Annotated in this window: 27 protein-coding genes; 11 read left to right on the top strand and 16 right to left on the bottom strand. The window is 61.6% G+C overall.

Going from position 1 to position 22,898, the window contains the following annotated elements:
* From MR825_RS07715 to MR825_RS07705, 3 genes are all read right to left on the bottom strand, one after another.
* Positions 1 to 382 (bottom strand): GNAT family N-acetyltransferase (locus tag MR825_RS07715; protein ID WP_287879965.1); only part of this gene is annotated, 382 nt, incomplete at its 3' end.
* Positions 383 to 414: 32 nt separating this feature from the next.
* Positions 415 to 1,335 carry a DUF2156 domain-containing protein gene (locus MR825_RS07710; RefSeq protein WP_186906780.1) on the bottom strand — a complete coding sequence of 307 codons (921 nt, stop codon included), beginning with the start codon at positions 1,333 to 1,335 and terminating at the stop codon, positions 415 to 417.
* 82 nt (positions 1,336 to 1,417) lie between these two features.
* Positions 1,418 to 1,783, bottom strand: a complete 366-nt coding sequence (locus MR825_RS07705; RefSeq protein ID WP_256174668.1) for an MGMT family protein — start codon at positions 1,781 to 1,783, stop codon at positions 1,418 to 1,420.
* A gap of 125 nt (positions 1,784 to 1,908) precedes the next feature.
* Here MR825_RS07705 and MR825_RS07700 point away from each other — a divergent pair, with 125 nt between their 5' ends.
* Both MR825_RS07700 and MR825_RS07695 read left to right on the top strand, forming a co-directional pair.
* A complete protein-coding gene (locus tag MR825_RS07700) occupies positions 1,909 to 2,280 on the top strand; it encodes a YegP family protein (RefSeq protein WP_186906778.1) in 372 nt (123 codons plus the stop codon).
* Between the two features lie 12 nt (positions 2,281 to 2,292).
* Positions 2,293 to 2,511, top strand: coding sequence for a hypothetical protein (locus tag MR825_RS07695; protein WP_186906777.1), 219 nt, complete (start codon positions 2,293 to 2,295; stop codon positions 2,509 to 2,511).
* Positions 2,512 to 2,562: 51 nt separating this feature from the next.
* On the opposite strand, the gene MR825_RS07690 is transcribed toward MR825_RS07695, so the two are convergent.
* The 3 genes from MR825_RS07690 to MR825_RS07680 form a co-directional block, all read right to left on the bottom strand.
* Complete coding sequence (locus MR825_RS07690) at positions 2,563 to 2,778, bottom strand: PspC domain-containing protein (protein WP_186906776.1); 216 nt, start codon at positions 2,776 to 2,778, stop codon at positions 2,563 to 2,565.
* Between the two features lie 83 nt (positions 2,779 to 2,861).
* Positions 2,862 to 4,049 carry a DEAD/DEAH box helicase gene (locus MR825_RS07685; RefSeq protein WP_186906768.1) on the bottom strand — a complete coding sequence of 396 codons (1,188 nt, stop codon included), beginning with the start codon at positions 4,047 to 4,049 and terminating at the stop codon, positions 2,862 to 2,864.
* A gap of 285 nt (positions 4,050 to 4,334) precedes the next feature.
* Positions 4,335 to 5,156, bottom strand: coding sequence for a putative RNA methyltransferase (locus MR825_RS07680; RefSeq protein ID WP_186906767.1), 822 nt, complete (start codon positions 5,154 to 5,156; stop codon positions 4,335 to 4,337).
* A gap of 283 nt (positions 5,157 to 5,439) precedes the next feature.
* Between MR825_RS07680 and rplU the strand changes: the two genes are divergently transcribed.
* The 5 genes from rplU (at position 5,440) to MR825_RS07655 (ending at position 8,322) form a co-directional block, all read left to right on the top strand.
* On the top strand, positions 5,440 to 5,751 hold the full coding sequence (gene rplU, locus MR825_RS07675; protein ID WP_287879961.1) for a 50S ribosomal protein L21: 312 nt from the start codon (positions 5,440 to 5,442) through the stop codon (positions 5,749 to 5,751).
* Positions 5,751 to 6,083: a ribosomal-processing cysteine protease Prp gene (locus tag MR825_RS07670; RefSeq protein ID WP_186906765.1), complete on the top strand. Its 333-nt coding sequence runs from the start codon at positions 5,751 to 5,753 to the stop codon at positions 6,081 to 6,083. The genes rplU and MR825_RS07670 overlap by 1 nt, the downstream gene beginning before the upstream one ends.
* 43 nt (positions 6,084 to 6,126) lie before the next feature.
* A complete protein-coding gene (gene rpmA / locus MR825_RS07665) occupies positions 6,127 to 6,411 on the top strand; it encodes a 50S ribosomal protein L27 (protein ID WP_186906764.1) in 285 nt (94 codons plus the stop codon).
* A gap of 68 nt (positions 6,412 to 6,479) precedes the next feature.
* Positions 6,480 to 7,763, top strand: a complete 1,284-nt coding sequence (obgE, locus tag MR825_RS07660; protein ID WP_186906763.1) for a GTPase ObgE — start codon at positions 6,480 to 6,482, stop codon at positions 7,761 to 7,763.
* A 406-nt stretch (positions 7,764 to 8,169) separates the two neighbouring features.
* The gene (locus tag MR825_RS07655; protein ID WP_186906762.1) at positions 8,170 to 8,322 is read left to right on the top strand and encodes a hypothetical protein; all 153 of its coding nucleotides are present in this window, start codon (positions 8,170 to 8,172) and stop codon (positions 8,320 to 8,322) included.
* Positions 8,323 to 8,481: 159 nt separating this feature from the next.
* Here MR825_RS07655 and MR825_RS07650 read toward each other — a convergent pair whose 3' ends face one another.
* Both MR825_RS07650 and MR825_RS07645 read right to left on the bottom strand, forming a co-directional pair.
* Positions 8,482 to 9,405 carry a selenium metabolism-associated LysR family transcriptional regulator gene (locus MR825_RS07650; protein WP_186906761.1) on the bottom strand — a complete coding sequence of 308 codons (924 nt, stop codon included), beginning with the start codon at positions 9,403 to 9,405 and terminating at the stop codon, positions 8,482 to 8,484.
* A complete protein-coding gene (locus MR825_RS07645; protein ID WP_186906760.1) occupies positions 9,395 to 10,576 on the bottom strand; it encodes an aminotransferase class V-fold PLP-dependent enzyme in 1,182 nt (393 codons plus the stop codon). The genes MR825_RS07650 and MR825_RS07645 overlap by 11 nt, the downstream gene beginning before the upstream one ends.
* A 232-nt stretch (positions 10,577 to 10,808) precedes the next feature.
* Between MR825_RS07645 and yedE the strand changes: the two genes are divergently transcribed.
* Genes yedE through selD form a run of 4 tightly spaced genes read left to right on the top strand, consistent with a single transcriptional unit; the run spans position 10,809 to position 13,421 of the window.
* On the top strand, positions 10,809 to 11,897 hold the full coding sequence (gene yedE / locus MR825_RS07640) for a YedE family putative selenium transporter (RefSeq protein ID WP_186906759.1): 1,089 nt from the start codon (positions 10,809 to 10,811) through the stop codon (positions 11,895 to 11,897).
* A 15-nt stretch (positions 11,898 to 11,912) separates the two neighbouring features.
* Entirely contained in the window at positions 11,913 to 12,119 is a 207-nt protein-coding gene (locus MR825_RS07635) for a sulfurtransferase TusA family protein (RefSeq protein WP_186906758.1), read from the top strand.
* A 1-nt stretch (position 12,120) separates the two neighbouring features.
* Complete coding sequence (locus tag MR825_RS07630) at positions 12,121 to 12,366, top strand: DUF3343 domain-containing protein (RefSeq protein ID WP_186906757.1); 246 nt, start codon at positions 12,121 to 12,123, stop codon at positions 12,364 to 12,366.
* A gap of 14 nt (positions 12,367 to 12,380) precedes the next feature.
* On the top strand, positions 12,381 to 13,421 hold the full coding sequence (gene selD, locus MR825_RS07625) for a selenide, water dikinase SelD (protein WP_186906756.1): 1,041 nt from the start codon (positions 12,381 to 12,383) through the stop codon (positions 13,419 to 13,421).
* Positions 13,422 to 13,520: 99 nt separating this feature from the next.
* Here selD and MR825_RS07620 read toward each other — a convergent pair whose 3' ends face one another.
* The 8 genes from MR825_RS07620 to MR825_RS07585 form a co-directional block, all read right to left on the bottom strand.
* Positions 13,521 to 14,261 carry an IclR family transcriptional regulator gene (locus MR825_RS07620; RefSeq protein ID WP_256174666.1) on the bottom strand — a complete coding sequence of 247 codons (741 nt, stop codon included), beginning with the start codon at positions 14,259 to 14,261 and terminating at the stop codon, positions 13,521 to 13,523.
* Positions 14,262 to 14,276: 15 nt separating this feature from the next.
* Positions 14,277 to 15,023, bottom strand: a complete 747-nt coding sequence (locus MR825_RS07615) for an IclR family transcriptional regulator (protein ID WP_287879957.1) — start codon at positions 15,021 to 15,023, stop codon at positions 14,277 to 14,279.
* Positions 15,024 to 15,109: 86 nt separating this feature from the next.
* Positions 15,110 to 15,553 carry a 4Fe-4S dicluster domain-containing protein gene (locus MR825_RS07610; RefSeq protein ID WP_186906753.1) on the bottom strand — a complete coding sequence of 148 codons (444 nt, stop codon included), beginning with the start codon at positions 15,551 to 15,553 and terminating at the stop codon, positions 15,110 to 15,112.
* Positions 15,550 to 17,685: a molybdopterin-containing oxidoreductase family protein gene (locus MR825_RS07605; protein WP_287879953.1), complete on the bottom strand. Its 2,136-nt coding sequence runs from the start codon at positions 17,683 to 17,685 to the stop codon at positions 15,550 to 15,552. The genes MR825_RS07610 and MR825_RS07605 overlap by 4 nt, the downstream gene beginning before the upstream one ends.
* Positions 17,682 to 18,950 (bottom strand): NAD(P)/FAD-dependent oxidoreductase, encoded by a 1,269-nt coding sequence (locus MR825_RS07600; RefSeq protein ID WP_186906751.1) that lies wholly within the window; start codon positions 18,948 to 18,950, stop codon positions 17,682 to 17,684. Before MR825_RS07600 ends, MR825_RS07605 begins: the two co-directional genes overlap by 4 nt.
* A 30-nt stretch (positions 18,951 to 18,980) precedes the next feature.
* On the bottom strand, positions 18,981 to 20,285 hold the full coding sequence (locus MR825_RS07595; protein WP_186906750.1) for a TRAP transporter large permease: 1,305 nt from the start codon (positions 20,283 to 20,285) through the stop codon (positions 18,981 to 18,983).
* Entirely contained in the window at positions 20,282 to 20,797 is a 516-nt protein-coding gene (locus MR825_RS07590; protein ID WP_186906749.1) for a TRAP transporter small permease subunit, read from the bottom strand. The genes MR825_RS07595 and MR825_RS07590 overlap by 4 nt, the downstream gene beginning before the upstream one ends.
* A 77-nt stretch (positions 20,798 to 20,874) precedes the next feature.
* Positions 20,875 to 22,020: a TRAP transporter substrate-binding protein gene (locus MR825_RS07585; protein WP_186906748.1), complete on the bottom strand. Its 1,146-nt coding sequence runs from the start codon at positions 22,018 to 22,020 to the stop codon at positions 20,875 to 20,877.
* Between the last annotated feature and the right edge of the window lie 878 nt (positions 22,021 to 22,898).

Raw genomic sequence — 22,898 nt, 5'->3', positions numbered from 1 at the left:
ACGCCACAGTGGCAAAAAACTTATGCAGGCTGGGCTCGGCGGGGACTACGGTGACACAATCGCTCCCCCGGGAAGACAGGAATCCGTCCACATAGTGCAGCAGCTGCCGCCCATATCCCTTACCGCGCATGGAGGGATCGGTGGCCAGGGCATAGACATAGCGTCCCGACGCCTCCACGCCCCCGGGCAGGGACAGCGACACGGGCAGCAGCGCCAGCATGGAAGCCAGGCGTCCATCCTCCAGCAGCAGGAGCATATCCTCCTCCGGCATGCAGCAGTCATAAAACCAGTCGATCAAGCGGTCTTCGTCCCCGAAGGCCGTCTTCCAGAGCGCCTTCTGCGCCGGGATCTCCCCCGGCCTGGATGGGCGGATGTCCACCATCTGCCCCGCCTCCTTTCCAATGATCCGCCGGATCAGGTCTCCCTCTTCCACATCGCTGTGTGCTTTTCCACCATCTGGTCGGGGTAGTAGGATTCCTTTGCCTTGCGCAGCCCCTCCACCCCCATGTCGTCCTCCCGGTTGAGGTATCTCACATTGGGATGGCGTCCGCGCACCCAGCGGGCAAATTCACGGTTGATCATGGCGTAGGCTCCCTGAAGCTCTCCGTAGGCTTTCTCAAAGTGTACGTCGTAGGTGTCGCTGTTCAGCAGATCCCCCATGGTGAAGGCCACCACCTCGCCGTATACCCGGATCAGCCCTCCCTCCAGGCCCAGCGCCTGATAATGCTCCATGGCCTGCCGAAGGGCGACGCCCTCGTCCCCCAGGTCCCGTTCCTCCGCCTCTCCCTCCCGCGCGAGAGAGCGCCGGTACCACTCCTTGTCCATGGCCAGGCACTCGCCCAGGCTCTCGGGCGTGATCTCCTCATAGGTCCAGGAGGGATTGTTCTCCATAAAACGGTTGATATGGTTGCGCTTGGCATGCAGGCGCTTGCCGCCCAAATCGGCCAGGCGGTCGATCTCGTAGAGATAGTCGTATCCGTCCCGGTCGGCGGTGAAGGTAAACTGACCGGGAAAAAACTCCTCCAGCTCCGCCATTTGGCGCGGGGTAAGGCACACCAGCCGCAGGGGCTCGCCCCGCCGGGCCGCTTCCTCCTCCAGCTTCCGGATCACGCTCGCCAGATCGCCGCCTCCGGCGGGGAACATAAAGCTGCATCCCATCCGCCCGCAGACATGGGTCACCAGAAAATCGTCCACCCGGGCAATCTCCTGGTGGTACGCCCGGCTCCATACAAACAGGTTGGTAAAATTATAGTCGCAGCCCCGGTAGTCCGCCCGCCGCAGCAGCTCGTCGACCCAAGGCTTTTCCTCCAGGCGGGGAGGGTGAAAATCGATCATACAGGTTTCGTCTCCTTGTTTTCCCAGTGTACCGATATGTTATCACGCCCGCATCCATATGGCAAGCAAAACCGGCGCGCCGTCAACGCCTCCTACCTTTAATATAAGCAAGCGGCGGCAGGCCGCCTCCGTGTGCCGCGTCCCGCGCCTCAGCCTGTCCGTCCCACATGCTCCGCGTCCAGTCCACCCGGCCCTCCGCCGTAAACGCTACGCCCTCCGCCTCCAGCAGAGACCGCTGTACGCCCGGGCCGAACGCGCAGCTGGCGGAACCGTCGGCCCGGAGCACCCTGTGGCAGGGAACCCCCGGTTCCCTGCAGGCACGCAGGGCGTATCCCACCGCCCGGGCCGCCCGGGGCGAACCCAGCAGCAGGGCTATCTGCCCATAGCTGACGCATTTGCCCTGCGGAATCTGCCGCACCAGGCAGTATACGCGCTCATAAAAGTTCATATCCATCTTCTCCCGTGTCTCCGCGGCGGCCTTCGCCCTTTTCCCCGCTTTTCCTGCATTTTATATGTTTTTGATGTATTCTGTTCCTGAATTCCGATGCTTTAACTTTGAAGGGAGGCAATATCATGGGTAAATTCGTCATTCGAAAGACCAGCACCGGCATCAAGTTCGACTTGAAGGCGGGCAACGGAGAAACCATCGCCACTTCAGAGGTCTATACCTCTGAGGATGCCTGCCGCAAGGGCATCGCCAGCGTTCAGAAGAACGCGCCCGCGGCGGCCGTGGAGGATCAGACCGTGGAGGGGTATCCCGCCGCAAAGCACCCCAAGTTCGAGGTCTACGCCGACAAAGCCGGGGAATTCCGGTTCCGTCTGAAAGCGGTCAACGGCCAAATCATCGCCGTCAGCGAGGGGTACAAGGCCATGGCCAGCTGCATGAACGGAATCGAATCCGTCAAGAAAAACGCCCCCGACGCCTCCATCGTGGAGCAGGCGTAAGGAGCGCGGCGTATGGATCTCAACGCTCAAATCCGTCAGCTGGCGGAATCCTTCGCTAAGGACAGCGCACTGCGGGCTCAGTTCCAGCAGAACCCAGCCAAAGCCGTGGAGAAGCTTTTGGGCGTGGATTTGCCGGATGATGCAATCCAACAGATCGTTCAAGGCGTGAAGGCCAAGCTCTCGGCCGGCAAACTTTCGGACACCGTCGATTCCCTAAAAAAACTCTTTTGACAAAAGGGACGCGTCCCCGAAACGGGGGGCGCGTCCCTTTTTGCGCACTCGCTAATAACCCGGATATACGTCGCTCTTCTTGGGCAGGAGCAGCGCGGCAATGAGATAGAGGACAACGCCGGTCACCACTACGGTGAGCAGGCTGAGCACCACCCAGATCAGCCGCACCAGGTTGGCGTCGATATTGAAGTATTCCGCGATACCGCCGCAGACGCCGAACAGCTTGGCTCCCTGCTCGATTCGATAGAGCTTTTTGGGTTCATTCATGTTGACCCCTCCTTGTCGTTCTGGGTACATGATACCACGCCGCTGTTAAAAAATCCTTCCGGAACCTTTAAAATTGGGTTAAATCATCTGCCGTTCTCTTCCACCAGCATCAGGCAGCCGTCCTTGTCGTACTTCAGCCGCTGCACTTCCGCGCGGGTATTGCGTACGATATCGTCCATACGGATGCCCTCGGTAATGGTGGCTACAAAGGTATAGGCCACGCCGTGTTTTTTGGCCCGGCCGGTGCGGCCGATGCGGTGCGTGTAATTCTCCAGTTCATCGGGCACGTCGTAGTTAAACACCGCGTCCACATCGTCGATATCCAGGCCCCGGGCCGCTACGTCGGTGGCCACCAGCACCTTCATTTCACCCTTTTTGAACTGCTCCAGCGTCTTCTCCCGGATGCGCTGCTGGATATCCCCATGAATCGCCTGGCAGGAAATCCCCCGCATTTGCAGCAGCCCCGCCAGCCGGTCGGTCATATTTTTGGTGTTGCAGAAGGCGATGGCCCGTTCATACCCGCCGTGGGTAATGAGTGCGGCCAGTGTATCCACCTTCTGTTCCCGGCCGTCCAGGTCGATGCGGTACTGCTGGATATCCGGCTTGGAGTCCTCCACGGGACGCACGGTGATCTCTACAGGGTCGCGCTGGTACACCCAGGAGATATCCATGACCTCCCGGGAGATGGTGGCGGAAAACATCCCCAGGTTGCGGCGATGCTTGATCTGGTCCAGGATGCGGGTCACATCCCGGACAAAGCCCATATCCAGCATCCGGTCCGCCTCGTCCAGCACCACGGTCTGCACCTTGTCCAGCTTCACCGTGCGCCGTTTCATATGGTCCATCAGGCGTCCCGGGGTGGCCACCACGATCTGTGGCCGCTTTTTCAGCGTAGTGATCTGTTTGTCGATGGGCGCGCCGCCGTACAGGCAGACCGTGCGCACCCCTTCCTTAAATTCACACAGGTCCCGCAGTTCCTCCTGGATCTGCACGGCCAGCTCCCGGGTCGGGGCCAGCACCAGGGCCTGCACATCCTCACCGGCGGGGTCGACGTGCTCCACCATGGGGATACCGAATGCAAAGGTCTTGCCAGTGCCCGTGGGGGCCTTGGCAATCACGTCCTTCCAATCCATAAAATAGGGGATCGCGCCCGCCTGCACAGGAGTGGCCTGGACATAGCCCTTCTTGTCGATTGCCTTCATGATCTCCGGGGAAAGGTCCAGCTGCGCGTAATTGACGATCTCGTTGACTTGCTCGCCGTTGATCTCCATTGGTACAAAATTCCCTTCTGTTTCAAATTGCCTGATTCAAGGTCCCCACAGGCATCGAAACGCTCTTTCGTACCCAAACGCCCGCCCCGTCCGGGGGACGCGACCTCAAATCAACGGAAGCGCCGGCGCGCCCCCAGGTGGGAAGGCTGCGGAAGCACTCCGCGCCTCCGGAACCGATTGATTATATCATACTGCTTCTCTATTTGCAAACAGCAGGCTGATCTGGTATACTGATCAAATTTTGTATCCCCGGAAGCGGGGCTGTGACGGACGCCGCCCGGATGCCTATCCTTCCCGCCGAAACACATGAATGCGGAACGAAGCGCGCATCTTCAGCCCGTCCAGCGCCGCCAGGCGCTGCGCGCCCGCTCTGGGCGTTTTCCAATAGTACGGCGTCATCCGGAACAGATCCTGCAGCGCCGCCCCCTCCACCGCCAGATCCGCCTCCACCGGTACGATGCGCTCATAGGAAAAGCCCTCGTAAGGGATCGCCTGTTCCGGATTGGGATAGGGCCGTTCATAGAGCACCTGCTTGAGCTGCCAGAGATGCTCCGGCCCCGGCACCACGTACAGGTAAACGCCTCCCGGCTTCAACACCCGGCGGAATTCGTCCAGCGCCAGGGGGGAAAAGCAGTTGAGCAGCAGGTCGATCTGCCGCCGGCCCACCGGCAGGCGGTAGACCGAGGCCACGGCAAATTCCCCATGGGGCAGGCGTTTGGCCGCCAGACGCACCGACGGCTTGGACAGATCCACGCCCGCCAGCCGGCTCTCCCGCCCCGCCACGGCCAGCGCGCCGAACAGCCCTGCGGTATAATAGCCCTCCCCGCAGCCCGCGTCCAGCACCGCCGCCCCCGCTCCGGCGTGCTCCAGGGCCAGCGCGCACAGGGCCTTCCGCAGGGGCGCGTAGTAGTCCGCCGATAAAAAGCGGCTGCGGGCGGCCGCCATCTCTTTGTCGTCCCCCGGATCTCTGGCGTGCTTTTGGTTGGCGGGCAGCAGGTGGACGTATCCTTCCCTGGCCCGGTCATAGCTGTGGCCGTTGGGGCAGGTATAGCTCCGCTCCCCCCGCTCCAGGGGCGCGCGGCAGATGGGACAGCAGAACAGGCTCATGGTCGTCGCTCCTTCCGCAGCGTCGTCCGGGCCGCCGAAACGGCGCCTTTGCCGCTGGTTCGAATCTGCGCGGCAGAACCGCGGGAAGAGACCGCTCTTAATTCCCTTCCATACCCACGATTATAACACGGATCTTCCGGGAAATCGCACTTGACTTTCTCCGTTTGGGCTGATATACTATCAAAGCCGCTTTGAATGGGTCAGCAAGTGAAAAAGCGCCGCGTCACTGCCGCGCTTCGTTCCACCCCCGACAGCGAGCCCGTAATGAAGGAGTTGAAACTACATGCATGCGATCATTGAGACCGGCGGCAAGCAGTACAAGGTGGCGGAGGGCGATACCCTTTTCATCGAGAAGCTGCCTGCGGAGGCCGGCGACGCCGTGACCTTCAGCAAGGTCCTGGCCGTCATTGACGGCGACAAGCTCACCGTTGGCACTCCCGTGGTGGAGGGTGCCAAGGTGGACGCCAGCGTCGTGAAGAACGGCAGGGGCAAGAAAGTCATCGTCTTCAAGTACAAGCCGAAGAAGGGTTACCGCCGCAAGCAGGGCCATCGTCAGCCCTATACCAAGGTGACCATCGGCAAGATCTCCGTCTGATGACCACCGTTTCCTTCCGCACGGAGGGGGAGCGCATCACCGGCTTCACCGTGGCGGGCCACAGCGGCTGCGCCGAAGCGGGGGAGGATCTGCTCTGCGCGGCAGTCACCAGCGCCGTCCGTCTTACCGAGTGCGCCGTCAACGACGTGTTGGGCCTGGGCGCGGCGGTGAAGGTGAAGGAAAAGGACGCGTCCATCTCTCTCAAGCTCCCCGGCGCCCTGGGGCAGACCAACGAGGCCACCTGTCAGGCTTTGATGACGGCCCTGATGGTCTACTTTACCACGTTGCACGAGGAGTATCCGGACAATATCATCGTGGTGGAGGAGGAATAACTCCCCACGCAACTGCTACACACGTGTTTGGAGGTGTAACACAATGCTGAAAATCGGTCTTCAGTTCTTCGCCCACAAGAAGGGCGTCGGCTCCACCCGCAACGGCCGCGATTCCGAGGCCAAGCGCCTGGGCGTGAAGCGGGGCGACGGCCAGTACGTTCTGGCCGGCAACATTCTGGTCCGCCAGCGGGGCACCCACATCCACCCCGGCGTGAACGTGGGCAAGGGCAGCGACGACACCCTGTTCGCCCTCAAGAGCGGCAAGGTCAAGTTCGAGCGCCTGGGCAAGGACCGCAAGCAGGTCTCCATCGTGGAGATCGCCCAGTAAAAATGGGTATACTAATGGCCCCGAACGTATCCCGTTCGGGGCCATTTCCTGTACGGAGGAGGGAAATTATGGCAGCTTCTTTTGTGGATACCGCCCGCATTACGGTAAGGGCCGGAAACGGCGGCAACGGTGTGGTATCCTTCCACCGGGAGAAATACGTGGCGGCCGGCGGTCCTGACGGCGGCGACGGGGGCCGCGGCGGCGACGTGATCCTGGAGGTCAACGACCACCTGTCCACCCTGATGGACTTCCGCTACAAGCGTAAATATGCGGCGGGCAACGGCATGGATGGCCAGGGCAAACGCTGCTCCGGCAAGGATGGGGAAAACCTGGTCATCAAGGTGCCCCGCGGCACTGTCGTGCGGGATGCCGCGACGGGCGAGATCATCTGCGACCTGTCCACCGGGGCGCCCTTCGTACTGGCCCGGGGCGGCAACGGCGGCTGGGGCAACAAGCATTTCGCCACCCCCACGCGGCAGGTCCCCCGCTTTGCCAAAGCAGGCCTGCCCGGTCAGGAGCGGCAGGTGATCCTGGAACTCAAGCTGCTGGCGGACGTGGGGCTGGTCGGCTTCCCCAACGTGGGCAAGTCCACCCTCCTTTCGGTGGTCAGCAAGGCCCAGCCCAAGATCGCCAACTACCACTTCACCACCCTTTCCCCCAATCTGGGCGTGGTGTACGTGGAGGAGGGGGTCTCCTTCGTGCTGGCCGATATCCCCGGTATCATCGAGGGCGCCGCCGACGGCGCGGGCCTGGGACACGATTTTCTGCGGCACATCGACCGCTGCCGCCTGCTCATCCATGTGGTAGACGTTTCGGGCAGCGAGGGCCGGGACCCGGTGGCCGATTTCGAGGCCATCCAGGCGGAGCTGCGGGAATACAGCCCGGAACTGGCCTCCCGCCGGATGCTGGTGGCGGGCAACAAGGTGGACATCGCCGCCGACCGCACCGGACTGGAGGCGCTGCGCGCCCATGCGGAGGGCTTGGGCATGCCCTTTTTCGAACTCTCCGCCGCCGCCCAGCAGGGGACGCGGGAGCTGATGTACGCCGCCGCCCGTGAACTGGAGAGCCTGCCGCCCATCACGGTGTATGAGCCCACGTATGTGGAGCGGCCGCCGGAGGTGGACTTGAGCGAGCCCATGACCATCACCCGGGAGGATGACGGCACCTGGATCGTAGAGGGCCCCGCCCTTCAGCGGCTGATGGCCAACGTCAACTTTGGAGACTTTGAGTCCCGCAACTGGTTTGACCGGATGCTCCGCCAGTGCGGTCTGTTCGACCGTCTGGAGGAGATGGGCATCCAGGACGGGGATCCCGTCTCCCTCTATAATCTGGAATTCGAATATCAGCGGTAGCCCGTGCATGGGAGGCCGGCGTTTTCTGCGTACGTCCGCCGCTGTTTGCCCCGGCAGCGGAAAAGGGTGTTCTCTCAGGGTCCCGGTCGGGGAGCCGCTCTTTCCGCTGCCGCTAAAAGCCTTGTTATCGCTCTCTTTTCAGAATTCGCCTGCAAGGGGCGTGCCGCGGCCTCGGAAATGGCCCTTCGCACGAAATCTTGCCTCGGTTTCTTGTGAAATGGCCGGCAAAAATTTCGTGCAGCTTTTTCGAACGCCTCACAAAAAGATCCGCTGGGAAGGCCTGGCAGAGTTGAGTCGTCCGCAGACGACGGAAGGAAAGGAAGCTCCGTCATTTCCGGAGACAGGTGCGTCGGATAATGACACCTCTCATGACGGACAGTATGAACCCAACGAACGGAAAATTGCCATGGATCAGATGCTCTACGAGGAGCGGGACGCCATCCGGATCTGTTACCATAGCTGGGTGACGAAACCCATCGCGGAGCACCGGGCGGACCTGAAGGCGTTCCGCCAGGATCACAACGATTCCACCAACGAGGACGACGGAAAGCTGTTATGACCGCATCCCGGATATTCTGTGCGGAAGACCCGGCGGCCGCCGGTTTCCCAAACGCCGAAAGGCCCGGCGCCTGCGATGTGCAGGCGCCGGGCCTTTCGGTGCGGATGCGGTCGGAGCGGGAAGCTCTGCCGCCGGGGCGCTCCGGCGGCCGCCGTTCGATCAGGCCCCCGCGGCCGGCCGTTCCCCGTCCGCGTCATAAAAGTGCTTCACGTACTCCGTAAATTTCTGGATATACGGCTGGAGACTGTAGCTTTTATGCGAGATCAGATAGAGGCTGCGCCGGGCGGCGTCCTCCGGCAGTTCAAACAGGAGCACCCGCTTCTCCTCGCAGAAATTCCGGGCCGCCCGCTCGGAAATGATGGAGACCCCCAATCCCTGAGCGACCAGATTCTTCACAGCCTCCTGATCATTGATGCGGGCGGTGATCTGCAGCTGTCCCTCCTTGACCCCCATCCGCTCCAGAAACCGGTCCGCGCTTTTTTTGCTGCCGCTCCCTTCCTCCCGCAGGATCATCGGCTCCCGCAGCAGCTCCTCCAGCGCGATCTCCCGCCGCTCCTTCAGACGCAGAAAGTGCTCGTTGACCGGCGCGATCAGCACCATGCGGTCCTGATAAAACGGGATGCAGGACAAGGCTTCGTCCGTACACTTCATCCCGATCAGCCCCACGTCAAAGCTGCAGTTCAGTAGGCCGTCCACAATGCCCCGGCTGTCGCTTTGGTGGATGGAAAAGTAAACGCCCGGGTGGGCCTTCCCGTAAGCGGTAAGCAGCTCGGGCAGGAGGTAGGCCGACGGGATGGTGGACGCTCCCAGCCGTATGATCTGCCGGCTCTCCCCCGACCAGCGCTGAAGCAGATCGTCCTGCAGCTTCAGGATCGTGGCGGCGCACTCGTACAGCTCCCATCCCCTGGGCGTGACCTCGATGCTTTTGGTGGTGCGGACGATCAGGCGGGAATGGAGCTGCTCCTCCAATTGACGGATGTGGGTGCTTATGGTAGGCTGTGAGGTGTAGAGCTTTTCCGCCGCTTTGGTAAAGCTGCGGGATTCCACCACCGTCGCAAAGGACCGCAGCTGTTTAAGCTCCATGGCCGCCCCGACCTTCCAGCAGCCGCTCCAGCGCCCGCAGGGCCGCGTCCACCTCGTCCGCCGTGTTCCACCAGCCGAAGGAAAAGCGGATGGTGCCGGTGGGATAGGTCCCCAGCGTCCGGTGGGCCGAGGGCGCGCAGTGCAGGCCCACCCGGGTCAGCACGCCGTAGTCCTCCGCCAGGGCATACGCCACCTGCGCCGGGTCCCGCCCCGGCGTCCGGAGGGACACCACCCCCGTCCGCCCGCATAGGTCCTCCCTTCCGGACACGCAGACGCCCCCGGTTTTCTCCCGCAGGACCCTCACTCCGGCCAGGAAGCGTTCGGTCAGCTGCAGCTCGTGGGCGCGGACGGCGTCGATCCCGGTCTCCCGCAGCCAGAGCAGGCCCGCATGCAGGCCGACGATGCCCGGCAGGTTCAGCGTGCCCGGCTCAAAGCGGTCGGGCATGAAATCCGGAACACGCTCTGTATGGCTGAGGCTCCCGGTCCCGCCGGAGAGCAGCGGCTCCACCAGGGGGACCATATCCTCCCGCAGCAGAAATCCGCCGGTCCCCTGAGGCCCCAGCAGCCCCTTGTGGCCGGTAAAGGCCAGCGCGTCGATGTGCATCCGCTCCATATCGATGGGCCAGACGCCTGCGGTCTGGGCGGCATCCACAAAAAACCTCAGCGCGTGCGCCCGGCAGAATTCCCCCACCGCCTCAATGGGCAGCAGCGTGCCGCACACGTTGCTGGCATGGGTCATGACCACGGCACGGGTCCGGTCGGTCAGGCATGCGGCAAGGCGCTCCACAGACAGGCTCCCGTCCCCGGCGCAGGGGACGCGGGTGAAGGCGACCCCCCGCGCTTCCAGCTGGACCAGCGGCCGCATGACGGCATTGTGCTCCATGGAGGAGACCAGCACATGGTCGCCGCTTCTGAGAAACCCCTTCAGCAGAAGATTCAGGCTCTCGGTGACGTTCTTGGTGAAGATCACCTGCCTGCAGTCCTGTCCGCCGAACAGGCCGCACAGCAGCTGGCGGGTCTCGTAGACGGTCTCTTCGGTATCATAGGCCCGGGCATAGCCGCCCCGGTTGATGTTGCTGCCCACCTGGGTCATGAAACGGTACATGGCGTCCGGCACGGCCTGCGGCTTGGGAAAGGTGGTGCTGGCGTTGTCAAGGTAGATGCTCGGCATGGCGTCCCCTCCTCGCTGTCTGGCGCGGTCTTTTTTCCAGTATACCACTTTATTATTTGTTTTTCCAATAGATTTAGAAGAATTATAAATAATTGCAATTGGAAACGGCTGGTGTTTCCTGTTATACTGAGGGTGCCGGTTCTGGGCCAAGCCGGACGCCTGTCCCGCCCACAGCCACGGGGCCCGCCCCGGCCCACAGACGGCAACCAAATCGTTTGAGAGGGGATTGCATATGGACCTTAGAAAGGAAAAGACCTCCATTCTTTTGGCCGGAGCAGTGATCGGAATCATTGCCTCCCTGCTGGTGTTCTTCGGGAATCCGGCCAACATGGGCTTCTGCATCGCCTGCTTCCTGCGGGATACCGCCGGCGCGCTGGGGCTCCACTCCGCCGCGGCGGTGCAGTACATCCGGCCGGAGATCATCGGGCTGGTATTGGGCAGCTTCCTGCTGGCGCTGGGAAAGAAGGAGCTTTCCGCCCGGGGCGGCAGCGCCCCGCTGACCCGGTTCGTTCTGGGTGTTTTTGTGATGATCGGCTGCCTGATGTTTCTGGGCTGCCCCTTCCGCATGATCCTGCGCCTGGCCGGCGGCGACCTGAACGCGCTGTTCGGTCTGGCCGGGTTTGTCTGCGGCATCCTGGCGGGAGTGTTCTTCCTGAAGCGCGGCTACACCCTCAAGCGCACCTACCGCCTCCCCGTCCTGGAGGGAAGACTGTTTGCCTGCATCCAGGTCGTCCTGCTGGTCCTGCTGGTGGCCGCGCCCTCCCTGCTCCGCTTTACCCAGTCCGGCGGCGGACCCGGCGCCAAACACGCGGCCATTTTGATCAGCCTTGCCGCCGGACTGATCGTCGGCGCGCTGGCGCAGAGGACCCGCCTGTGCATGGTGGGCGGCATCCGGGATCTGGTCCTGTTCCGGGAGACCAAACTGATCCTGGGCTTTGTCGCCATTCTGGTCAGCGCCCTGGCGTGCAATCTGATCCTGAACGCGGCCACGCCGGACACCTATTTTCATCTGAGCCTGGCGGGGCAGCCCGTGGCCCACACCGACGGGCTGTGGAACTTTTTGGGCATGCTGCTGGCCGGCTTCGGCTGCGTCCTGCTGGGGGGCTGTCCCCTGCGCCAGCTGGTCCTCTCGGGCGAGGGGAACACGGACAGCGCCATGACCGTGATCGGGCTCATGGCCGGAGCGGCCTTTGCCCATAACTTCGGCCTGGCTTCCAGCGGCGAAGGCCCCACCGCCAACGGCAAGATCGCGGTGATCCTGGGCATTGCCGTTGTGTGCGCCATCGCGTGCCTCAACACCTTTCGGAAAAAAGACGCATAAAAGGAGAGAGCGCTTATGAAAACACTGGATGCCCGCGGCCTTTCGTGCCCGGAACCCGTCGTCCTGCTGCGCAACGCCATGGCCGCGGGAGAGCAAGCCTATCAGATCCTCGTGGACAACCCGGCCTCCCGGGAAAATGTGACCCGTTACGCGGAGCATCAGGGGTATCATGTCACCTGCACGGAGCAGGACGGGGAATATACCCTTTCCATCGTCAAGTGAGATGACCTATATCGCCACCTTTTATTCCCATTTTGGCGCCATCCGCTATAAGAAGCTGTGCCAGCTCCATGGAATGGCGGCCACGCTCATGCCGGTGCCCCGGGATCTGAGCAGCAGCTGCGGCACCTGCGTGCGCTGGGAAGGAGACGCGCCCTGCCCGGAGCCGTCCTGCCCCGAGGAGGTCGAACAGATCGTGCAGGTGCTGGAGGCGGGCTACCGCACCTGCTATCGCGCGGAGAACAGCTGAAAGGAAGTGCGCGGATGGAAACGGAAGTAAAACTGACCAAGCTGGCCGCCTGCGCCGGCTGCGGCGCCAAAGTCGGCGCAGGCACGCTGGTGCGGATGCTGGAGGGGTTTGAGACCCATCAGGACCCCCGCCTGATCGTGGGCTACGACAAGAGCGACGACGCCAGCGTCTACGCCATCAGCGATACGGTGGCGTTGGTCCAGACCACCGACTTTTTTCCCCCCATTGTGGACGATCCGTTCCTTTACGGGCAGATCGCGGCGGCCAATGCCATGAGCGACGTCTACGCCATGGGCGCGGAACCCAAGCTGGCCCTGAACATCATGTGTATTCCGGAGCGGATGGAGGCCGCCACCGTGCAGGAGATCCTGCGGGGAGGCTACGCCAAGGCCTATGAGGCGGGGGCCATCATCACCGGCGGGCACACGATCCACGGCGCAGAGCCCATTTACGGACTGGCCGTATCCGGCTTTGTGCACCCCAAGGCGGTCCTGAAAAACTGCGGCGCCCGGCCCGGGGACGCGCTGATCCTCACCAAGCCCTTGGGCGTGGGCATTCTGACCACGGCCGCCAAGGCGGATCTGGTGGAGCAGCCGGTTCTGGAGCGCGTCTGGCGGCAGATGGCCACGCTGAACAAAACGGCCCGGGACATCATGGTCCGTTATCCGGTCCACAGCTGTACGGACGTCACCGGCTTCGCCCTGCTGGGCCACAGCTTTGAAATGGCGCAGGGGAGCGGCTGCTCCATCCACATCAGGACCAGCCAGGTTCCCTTCCACGCCGAGGCCTATCCGCTGGCTGAAATGGGCCTCATCCCTGCCGGGGCCTACCGCAACCGGGACTATGCCGCCCGCGGTGTGGCCGCAGGCGCCGGCGTCAGCCGTGCCATGCAGGACATCCTGTACGACCCTCAGACCAGCGGCGGACTGCTGATGGCTCTTCCGGAAGACCAGGCGCAGGCCTGCCTGGATGAGCTGCGCGAGCAGATCCCACAGGCCGCGATCATCGGTTCCGTGACCGAGCGGCTGGAACAGTGGATCTATCTGGACGAATAGGGCCGCGCGGTCCGGCCGGCTGTTTTCCCATCAACTCCAAAGCGGGGTATGCGCGTGTGCGCATACCCCGCTTTTGTTTGAAACCGTACCGCGTTTCCCTTATACGCCGAACCGCTTGAGCGCCTCTTCCACCTCTTGGACAAACGTCTGGCTCATCTGGGTTCGGAACTTCTCCACGGAAAAGTTCAGGTTGATGGTCCCCGTAATGCGCCTGCCTCCGTCACGAATGGGAAAGGCCACCGAGGCCAGCATATCATAAAGCTCGCCCACCGCTACGCCGTATCCCTGGCTTCGGGTGCGCACGATCTCCTGCAGCAGCTCGTCCCGGTCGATGATCGTATTGCGGGTATGGGGGACGATACGCGCCTTTGCGATCCACTCCATCAGCGCGTCCTGTTCCATCTGGGCCAGATGGAATTTCCCGGCGGCGGTACAATACACTGGACAGACCTGCCCCGGCGTAGGCTGCATCCCAAAGCTGATGTTTTCTCCCACACTGATGATGTGGATGATGGACGCCCCGTCGAATACCGTCAGTCCCACCTCACAGCCATACCGCATGGAAAAGTAATTCATGATGGGGATGATCCGGTCGATGGCGCCGTCCCGGTTGATGACATCGCCGGACAGGGCATACAGCTTGTACGTCAGATAATACTGCTTATTCGTATGCTGTTCCACGTACCCCAGGCCCTTCAGCCCGGTCAGGATACGGTGGACTGTGGCGGTGGACATGTCCAGCGCCGCCGATATCTCCTGGATGGAGAGCTTCCGCCCCATATCGCTCATGTACTCGATCACAGAAAAAATCTTCTGCATGGAGTCCTCATTACTGTTCATATTTCACCGCCGTCCCTACAGCCCAAAATTCTCCAGCGCCCTCTGGACATCTTCCGTGAAGGTGCTGCACATGTTTTCCTGATAGGTCTCCGGCAGCATACGGAAATTGAAGGTCCCGATCGCAGCCCCGCTCTGATCGTGAATGGGGAACGCCACTGCGTATACGATATCATACAGCTCGCCTTCGCTGACGCCGTAGCCCTGATCCCGGGTCCTCCGGATTTCCTGATAGAGCTGCTGCTTGTCAATGATGGTCCGTATGGTATGCGGCAGCAGCGCGCTCTCTTCGATCCAGCGGCTGAGCGCGTCCGGCGCCATCTGCGCCAGAAAAGCCTTGCCCGGCGCGGAGCAGTAGAGCGGAAACACCTGTCCGGGCCGCAGGCAGTCCTTTCCCAAATTAATGTTCCTCCCTACATTCAGGACGTGGATGATGGTGTCGTCCGCGAAGACCGTCAGCCCCACCTCGCAGCCGTAGCGCATGGCAAAGTAATTCATATAGGGGCTCATATCCTGCAGAAAGTTATCCCGGTTGAGGGACTTGCCGGCCACTTTATAGACCTTATAGGTCAGATAATACCGCTTGTTTTCATCCTGATCCACATACCCCAGTTCCATCAGGCCGTTCAGGAGCCGGTGCGCGGCGGCGCTTGTCAGGCAAAGCGCCCCGGCCAGTTCCTGGAGGGGAACTTTGCGCTTCTCCCTGCTCAGATATTCGACCACAGAGAAGGTCCTCTGCAAGGTGCTTTCATTGGAAGCTGCCATATGCTCCCTCCCTTTCTATTTCCAAGATTTTATCACAAGAAACGCCCAAAAAGCAAGGGAGGCGAGACCCCCGGAGCCTGATGCGCTTATGCCTCATCCATATCCCGCAGCGCGATCGCGCCGGTGGGGCAGGTCCGTACGCAGGCGGGTTCCAGACCGTGCCGCCAGCGCTCGATACAGCCGTCGCATTTGATCATCTTACCGTCGGTCCCGAATGAGGGCGCTCCATACGGGCAGGCCATGGCGCAGCTGTGGCAGCCGATGCAGTTGGTATTGTCATATATGGTCAGGTTGGTCTCCGGATCCTTTTTCAGGCATCCGGAGGGACACCCCGCGATACAGGGCGCATCATCGCAGTGCATGCAGGACACGGACAAGTAGCCCTCCCGTCCCAGCGCCTCTACGTCATAGATATGCCGCAGAGGGCACACCCCGGCCTCCACGTCGATATCGTGCTGATCCATACAGGCCACAGCGCAGGCCCCGCAGGCAGAGCACTTTTCGATTTCCAGCAGCAGACGCAGCTTCATGCTTTTCCGCCTCCCTTCCGGATGCGGCAGCGGACGCAGTTATAGCCCGGATAGCCCGAATAGGGGTCCAGATGGACGCTGCCTACCAGCTCGTTGGCATCCGCTTCCCGGTAGCCGTGATACATCTGAAGGCACCCTGGCAGGATCCGCGCGGTGGGGTTGGCCCGTACCGCAAGAGTCCCGGCGGTACTCTCGATGGTGATCCAGTCCCCCTCGCCCACGCCCAGGGCCGCGGCGTCCCCATCGTTCAGGTCGGCCATGGGATCGGGGCGGAGGGAGCGGGTCCAGGGTACCTCGTGCATCCGGCTGTGCAGCGCGAAGGGGAGCCGCGCGCCCACCGACAGCACCATGGGATACTCCTCCGGCTCCGCCCGGTCCCAGGGGGGCGTATAGGTAGGCAGCGGGCTCAATCCAGGGGCGTACCGCTCGATGCTGGTGGAATAGAGTTCAAATTTCCCGGTGGGGGTATCGTATCCCCGCGCGGTATAGGCGCCCGGCTCATAAGGCCTGGCGTCAGGCACCCTGACCGGCCGGTCCTCCCGGATGCAGTCGTCCAGGCTGAGGGCACAGTCTGAGAGCATCCAGCGCACACAGTTTTCATAGCCCGAGCGCAGCAGCGGGTCGTCCAGGTCCAGAACGTCGGCCAGCTCCTTGATGATGGTGGAATCCGGCCGGGCGGAATAGAGCGGCGCGATGACCGGTTTGATATAGGTGGCAAAGCCGCCGGGATACACTTTGAATTCCTCCCGCTCAAAGGATGTGCACACGGGCAGGACAATATCGGAGTGGCGGCACATGTCCGTCATAAACAGCTCCGCGCTCATGACAAATTCCAGCTCGTCCACCGCCTCCAGGATCTTGTGGGGCTCGGGGAACATACGGTGGTTGAGGCCGAAGGCCATGACAGCCTTGACGGGATAGGGCGTCCCCTCCCGGATCTGCCGGGTCAGGTCGGTCATCTGCCCCTCGTCCATAAAGTGCTCCCACAGCGGAAAGCGCCTGTCGCCGATGCGGGGCGGGGCATCCTTCGGCTTGGTGGCATGAGTGAATTCATGCTCCCGGGTCTGAAACCCGGCCCACTGGTGGGAATAGGTCTCCCCGATGGGAAAATTGCCGCCTTTTACGTCGTAGTTGCCGGTAATGGCACTCAGGCTCATAATGGCGCGGAAGGTCTGGTAGCCGTTGCGGTGATGGACGATGGGCGCGCCGCTCTGGCTGATGCAGGAGGGCTTATTGGTGGCATACCACTCCGTGGCCCGCTCGACGTCCTTTGCCGCCAGGCCGGTAATCTCACAGACCCGCTTCAAGTCAAACTGCCGGACGTAGCCGGCGTATGCCTCGAACCCGTGGACATGGTGCTCCACATAATCCCGATCCACCCAGCCGTTGTCGATGATAAGCTTCCCCATGCCCAGCGCCAGGGCTCCGTCGGTGCCCGGCCGGATACGCAGGTGCAGGTCGGCCAGCTTGGTGGTCATGGGGGTGACCCGCGGGTCAATGACCACGATCTTCTGCCCCCGCTCCTTCACCTCATAGAGCTGCCGCAGCTGAGTCGGTTTGGAGTGGTAGGGATTGACCGCCCAGGCCATGAAGGTGGCTGCGTTTTGCACGTCGTAGGCGGAAAAGGTGCCGACCATATCCTTCCACGCCTCCACTGTGGCCATGTGACAGGTGGAGGACTCCGACCCGAAGTTGGGGGAGCCGAAGGAATGGGCCAGCCGCTGGAGGAAAGAGCGGTACCATTTGGCGTAGCCGGAATAGAACAGCACCGACTCCGGCCCATAGGCCGCTTTGAGCTGCTTCAGCCGCGCAGCGATCTCCCGGTAAGCCTCCTCCCAGGAGATCTCCTCGAACTGGCCGCTGCCCCGGGGACCCGTCCGGCGCAGCGGCGTTTGAATGCGGTCGGCGCGGTAGATATACTGCCGGTTGGCATGCCCCTTGGGGCACAGGTTCCCATTGCTGACCGGATAGTCCGGTGTTCCCTCGATCTTGACGACCCGGCCGTCCTTCACATACGCGTCGATTCCGCAGTGAAACAGCGGCTCGCATACGGAACAAAACGTGTGTTTGACCTCGATCCCGGTCTCCTTGCAGGGGATCTTCGCCTTTTGCAGGCGCTCCAGTTCCGTCATGTTCCTTCCCCTCCCATCAGCAGTTCCGTCAGCTCCCGGGGAAGGCCGCTTTTCAGGAGAACGGCCTTCATCTGCGCATCCGCGGGCGTATCGTGCCGGTACAGGGCCCGCAGCATGTAATTTTTTACGGCGCCGCTGTTTTTGAACAGATTCAGCAGGTTGATACAGCGGACCCGGCCGTCCGAAATGGTGGCCTCGGCGTACTGCCGTCCCTTGTCCACGAAGACCCGCCGCTCACCCGGCAGGCTCTTGTCTCCAAAGGAGACAAAGTCCATATCCATAAAGTGGGTGATGTTGTGAAGCAGGTTGCCGGGATAGGCCGCATCCAGTCCGGCCATGTTTTTCCCGGCCGTCTCTCCCTGACACACCGCGTTGGCCCACAGGCCGATGAGGCGGGTCCCCTCGATGGAGAGGTCGCGGCCCTGACAGCAATCCCCCGCCGCAAACAGGTCCGGCACGCTGGTTTGCATATGCTCGTCCACCACAACGCCCCGGTCGATCTCCACCTGCTCCGGCGCAAGGCAGTCCAAGGCGGTCCGGGTGCCGATGCAGACCACGACTGCGTCCACGATCTCCCGATCCCCGCCGGAGAAGCTCACCTCCGCCCGGCCGTCCTGTTCGCAGGCCCCGGTGGTCTTTTCCCCAAAGCGCAGGACGATCCCCCTTTCCCGGAGCTCGCCCTCGATCCGCCGGCTGGTCTCCGCAAAGGCGGCGGTCGGAAAAATGTGGGGCGCCAGATCGGAAAGCACCACCTCGATGCCCCGCTCCTCCAGCAGTTCCACGATCTTGATGCCCACCATGGAGGCACCTACGACCAGTACCCGCCGGAGCGTTCCCCCCGCCAAGGCTTCCTTGAGCCGCACCGCGTCCTCCACCGAGCGCATGGAAAAGATCCTCTCGTCGGGCAGCGTGCCCACCGGCGGCACGAAGGCCCGCGCGCCGGTGGATACCAGGATCTTGTCATAGGTTTGCACCGTCCCGTCTGTCCGCCGGAGGGTCCTGGCCCCGGCGTCGATGGAGGCCGCCGTGCATTGGTCAAACAGCGTAAAGGAGAGCTCCTGTTTCAGCTGCTCCATGCTTCCGAAGGGAAACATAGCTTCATAGGGGATCTTCCCCTTCACGTAATAAGTAGTCAGCATCGGGTTATAGGGCGGCAGCCCGGTATCGCTGTACACATCTACCGCCGCGCTGCAGCCGGCCGCGCGGAGTGCCTTGAGTGCATGGCAGCCTGCGCAGCCGAACCCTACGATTGCAAAACGCTCCATTCAAACGCTTCCTTTCCGGATTTGCGGCTCCTATTTCATCAGGTTGGGCAGCCAGGTCACCAGCCCCGGGAAAAGCAGCAGCAGCGCCACCACGACAAGCTGTATGCCCATCCACGGTGCAGAGGCCCGGAAAATCTGGCCCAGAGACGCGTCCGGGACGCAGCCCTTCAGCACGTAGACGTTCAGGCCCACGGGCGGGGAGAGCAGGCTGACCTGGATCATAATGATGACCATGACGCCAAACCAGATGGGATCCACGCCCAAGTTGCTCATGATGGGGTAGAAGATGGGGATGGTCAGCAGGATCATACCCATGGTGTCGAAGAACATGCCCAGAGGGATGTAGACCAGCAGCATCAGGATTATGGTAGCCATCATCGGCATCTGAGAGCCGATAAACAGATTGGAGAAGGCAGACGCAAACCCGCATCGGGTCAGGAAGAGCTGGAACACCGCCGCGCCGACCGAGATCAGCATGATCATGCAGGTCATCTTCACGGTGTCCACCAGGGCGGATCTGATCCCCTTCCAGCTCAGATTCTTCTTGATGGCCGCGATCACGACGGCGCCCAGGCAGCCCACCGCAGCGGCCTCGGTAGCGGTGGCGATGCCCAGATAGATGGAGCCGATCACACCGCCGAACAATACCACGATCGCCCAGATGCCCTTGAGTGAACGCAGTTTTTCCCGCAGGGGGACCTTTTTCGAGGACACGGGAGCGAGCTTTGGGTTGATGGCGCAGCGGATGCCCAGATAGGCCAGCATGGCCACCGCCATGATGACGCCGGGGAGTACGCCGCCCAACAGGATGCGGCCCACGGACTGCTCGGTGGTGATGGCGTACATCACCGCCGGGATGGAGGGCGGGATCAGAATGCCCAGGGTGCCTGCGCCGGCAATGGTGCCCAGGCTGAGACGGCGGTCATACCCATAGCGGTCCATCTCCGGCAGTGCGATGCGGGTCATGGCGGCCACCATGCCCACGGAGGAACCGGTGGTGGCGGCAAAGCCCGCGCAGGCGAACACCGTAGCCATGCCAAGCCCGCCGGGAAGCCGGCCCAGCAGCTTATAGCCGGTATCGTACAGCTCGGTGGTAATTCCCGCCTCGTTGGCCAGGTTTCCCATTAGGATAAACATGGGGATGGCCACCAGCGTAAAGGAGGAAATGGCGCTGACCGGCGTGGTGGCCAAGGCGTAGTTGGCCAGTACCGTCCCCTTGGTCAGCAGCAGTCCTCCGGCCCCTACGATAAACATGGAGATCCCGATGGGGACCCGCAGCAGCATCAGTACGATCAGCGCCACCAGCGCAATCAGTCCGATCAGCAAAGGATTCATAACTTTTCCTCCTCCATCAGGCCGTTATTTCCGCCTTGGCCCAGAGCGAGCTTTACGGCATCCACAGTATCCAGGATCAGCTGCAGCAGCATGGCGGTGATCCCTAGGGCGATAGTAAACTTCAGCACATACACCGGCATTTTCATGGCGGAGAGCTGGATCTCCTTGATCGCCCAGGATTCTCCAAATGCCCGCCAGATGCACACGGCAAAGCAGAGAAACAGTGCGTCGCACAGCAGATAGGCGATTACGTCAACGACCCGCCTGGTCTGCTGCCCCAGCCGGTCATACAGCAGCTCCACACAAATGTGTCCTTTTTCCTTCTGGGTATAGGAAAAACCGAAATAGGCCGCCGTCACATACAGATAAATGGCGATCTCGCTCACCCCAAGGATGGGGGAGTGGAACACATTGCGCGCCACCAGCTCCGCCGTCATGATGATCCAGATCAGTGCGATCAGCAACGCCGACAGAAGTCCGAAGAAATCGGGTACCTTCCGCAAAAGTTTCATACAGTCGCTCCTTCCGTCTTTTAAAAGGGCGGGAGACCCCTTTGGGAGTCTCCCGCCGGATCCGCCGCAGGCTGCGGTCACTCGTAGACCTGATAGGCGATATCGTCCGGGGCATACTTGGCCACCAGTGCCTGATAGGTGTCCAGGATCTCCTGGCCGTTATACCCGTAAGAGGTAGCGGTATCCACAAACTCCTGGGCGTCTACTGCCAGCTTTTCCGCCCACTTGTCCCGCTCCTCCTTGGGGAGGACGATCACTTCGCCGCCGGCATCTTCAATGGCCTGGATGGAGTCCTTGATGGCCCCGCCCATCCACGTTTCGCTGGAATACTCGTCCACGAAGCGCTCATAGACCGTCTGGAAGGCCTGCTTATAGGCCTCGGGCAGCTTGTCATAGACCGCCTTATTCATGTAGATGCTGGAGGTGGTGTACATGCCGTAGCCGGTATAGATAAAGTAGTCGCTGATCTCCTGGAGCTTGTAGGAGACCGCCAGGGTGACGGGGATCCCGGTGGCGGCGTCCACGGTCTTGCGCTCCAGGGCCTCATAGATCTCGTTGGCGGCCATGGCCACGGGGGTCGCGCCCAGCTTGGTCATATCCGCATTGACCGCGCCCATGGCCCGGATCTTCAGGCCCGTCAGATCGTTCAGGGACTCAATCTTCAGGTTCGAGCACATGGCCAGCTCGCTGGGGGCCACGACGCCCAAGTTCACCACGTTCTGAGCGGCGCACATCTCCCGGAAGGGGGCGTAGGTCTGGAACATCTCATACAGGGCCTTGTTGGTCACCCACTCGGACGTGGTCGTATAGGGGATGGTGGCCACGAACGTGGGATAGAACTGCGTCTCGAAAAATCCCTCCGGGACAAAGGCGATGTCCGTCAAGCCCTCGGATACGGACGTCAGGGAATCGGTGGCGCTGACCAGGGACCCTGCAAAATAGTACTCAAACGTAAGCAGGCCGCCGGTCTCCTTGGATACTTCTTCAAAGAAGTATTTCAGCGAGGCGCCGTCCACACCGGTCTCAGGCAAATGCGTCGCAAAGGTCAGCGTCATAGGATCCGGCTGCTCTCCCGAAGGCGCGCCGCTTTCGGCTGCCGGTGCGCCGGTCTGCGGCGCAGGCGTGCCGCTTTCCCCCGACGTCTGTCCACCGCAGCCGCCCAGCGCCGCCAAAAGGGTCAACAACAGGAACAGGGCGAGACTTCTCTTACCGATCGTTTTCATAACATCCTCCTCTACAAGTCGTTTCCATTCCTTCTATTGTAAATATCCTTCTGGCTTCAGAACGATATTAACAAACAGCTTAAAATTTATATTTTTTATTTTTTCGATATTTTATCTATTTGAATGAAATAATTATTTTGTTCAAATAATTTATAGCATATTCCCCTCAGCATGTCAACAGGGAAACCACAATTTTCTACCCACAAAATAGATATTTTGCACTACTCTCCTCTTTTTCGCGCTGCTTCTCTATTGCAGCAAAAGAAGCCGTCTGATTTCACTCTTTTTTGCCACAAAAAAGTCCCGCCCCGCCGGGAGGGCTCCCGTTCTGAACCGGCTGAACCTTATTCCGCTGCAAGTGCGGAACCGCGCGCACAACACGGCCCGGCACACAGGGCCCGGATCAAGTCGTGCATCCGGTGGCCCTCGGTTTTCCCGCTTCCACTTCTCCGCCGCGCCAACCAACGCTGTCTCCGGTCCTTTTCCTGTCTTCCGCTTGACCGTCCCCCAGGGGGATACTGCCCATGGAGCTGCAGCGCAGCTTGGGCGGGAAGGCCCTGCCGCTGCCAGCGTCACACCCCGCCCAGCGGACCTGCTGCCCCGCGCTATCTGAGAGAAGGGCAGCCATTCCCCCACGGTGCAGTATTTTTTGACAGACGCGCTCTTTTCGGATATAATACGGATATATTGCGCCTGAATTGACCACGTCCGGGGGGATGTGGCCGTTTTTCGGCATCAACCGGTCCGGAGGGGATCCCATGCCGCGCTGTAAATCCGAGCGCAGCTGCCGCTGCGCTTTTGCCGTTACGCCCCCATAAGGGCGCTCTTCTCAATCTCCCTGTGCGTTCTTACACGCCCAAGGCAGCAAACCGCCCCAT

The organism is Lawsonibacter sp., from assembly GCF_022777125.1.
Classification (GTDB): domain Bacteria; phylum Bacillota; class Clostridia; order Oscillospirales; family Oscillospiraceae; genus Lawsonibacter_A; species Lawsonibacter_A hominis.
This window is presented reverse-complemented; position numbering and strand designations above follow the sequence as displayed.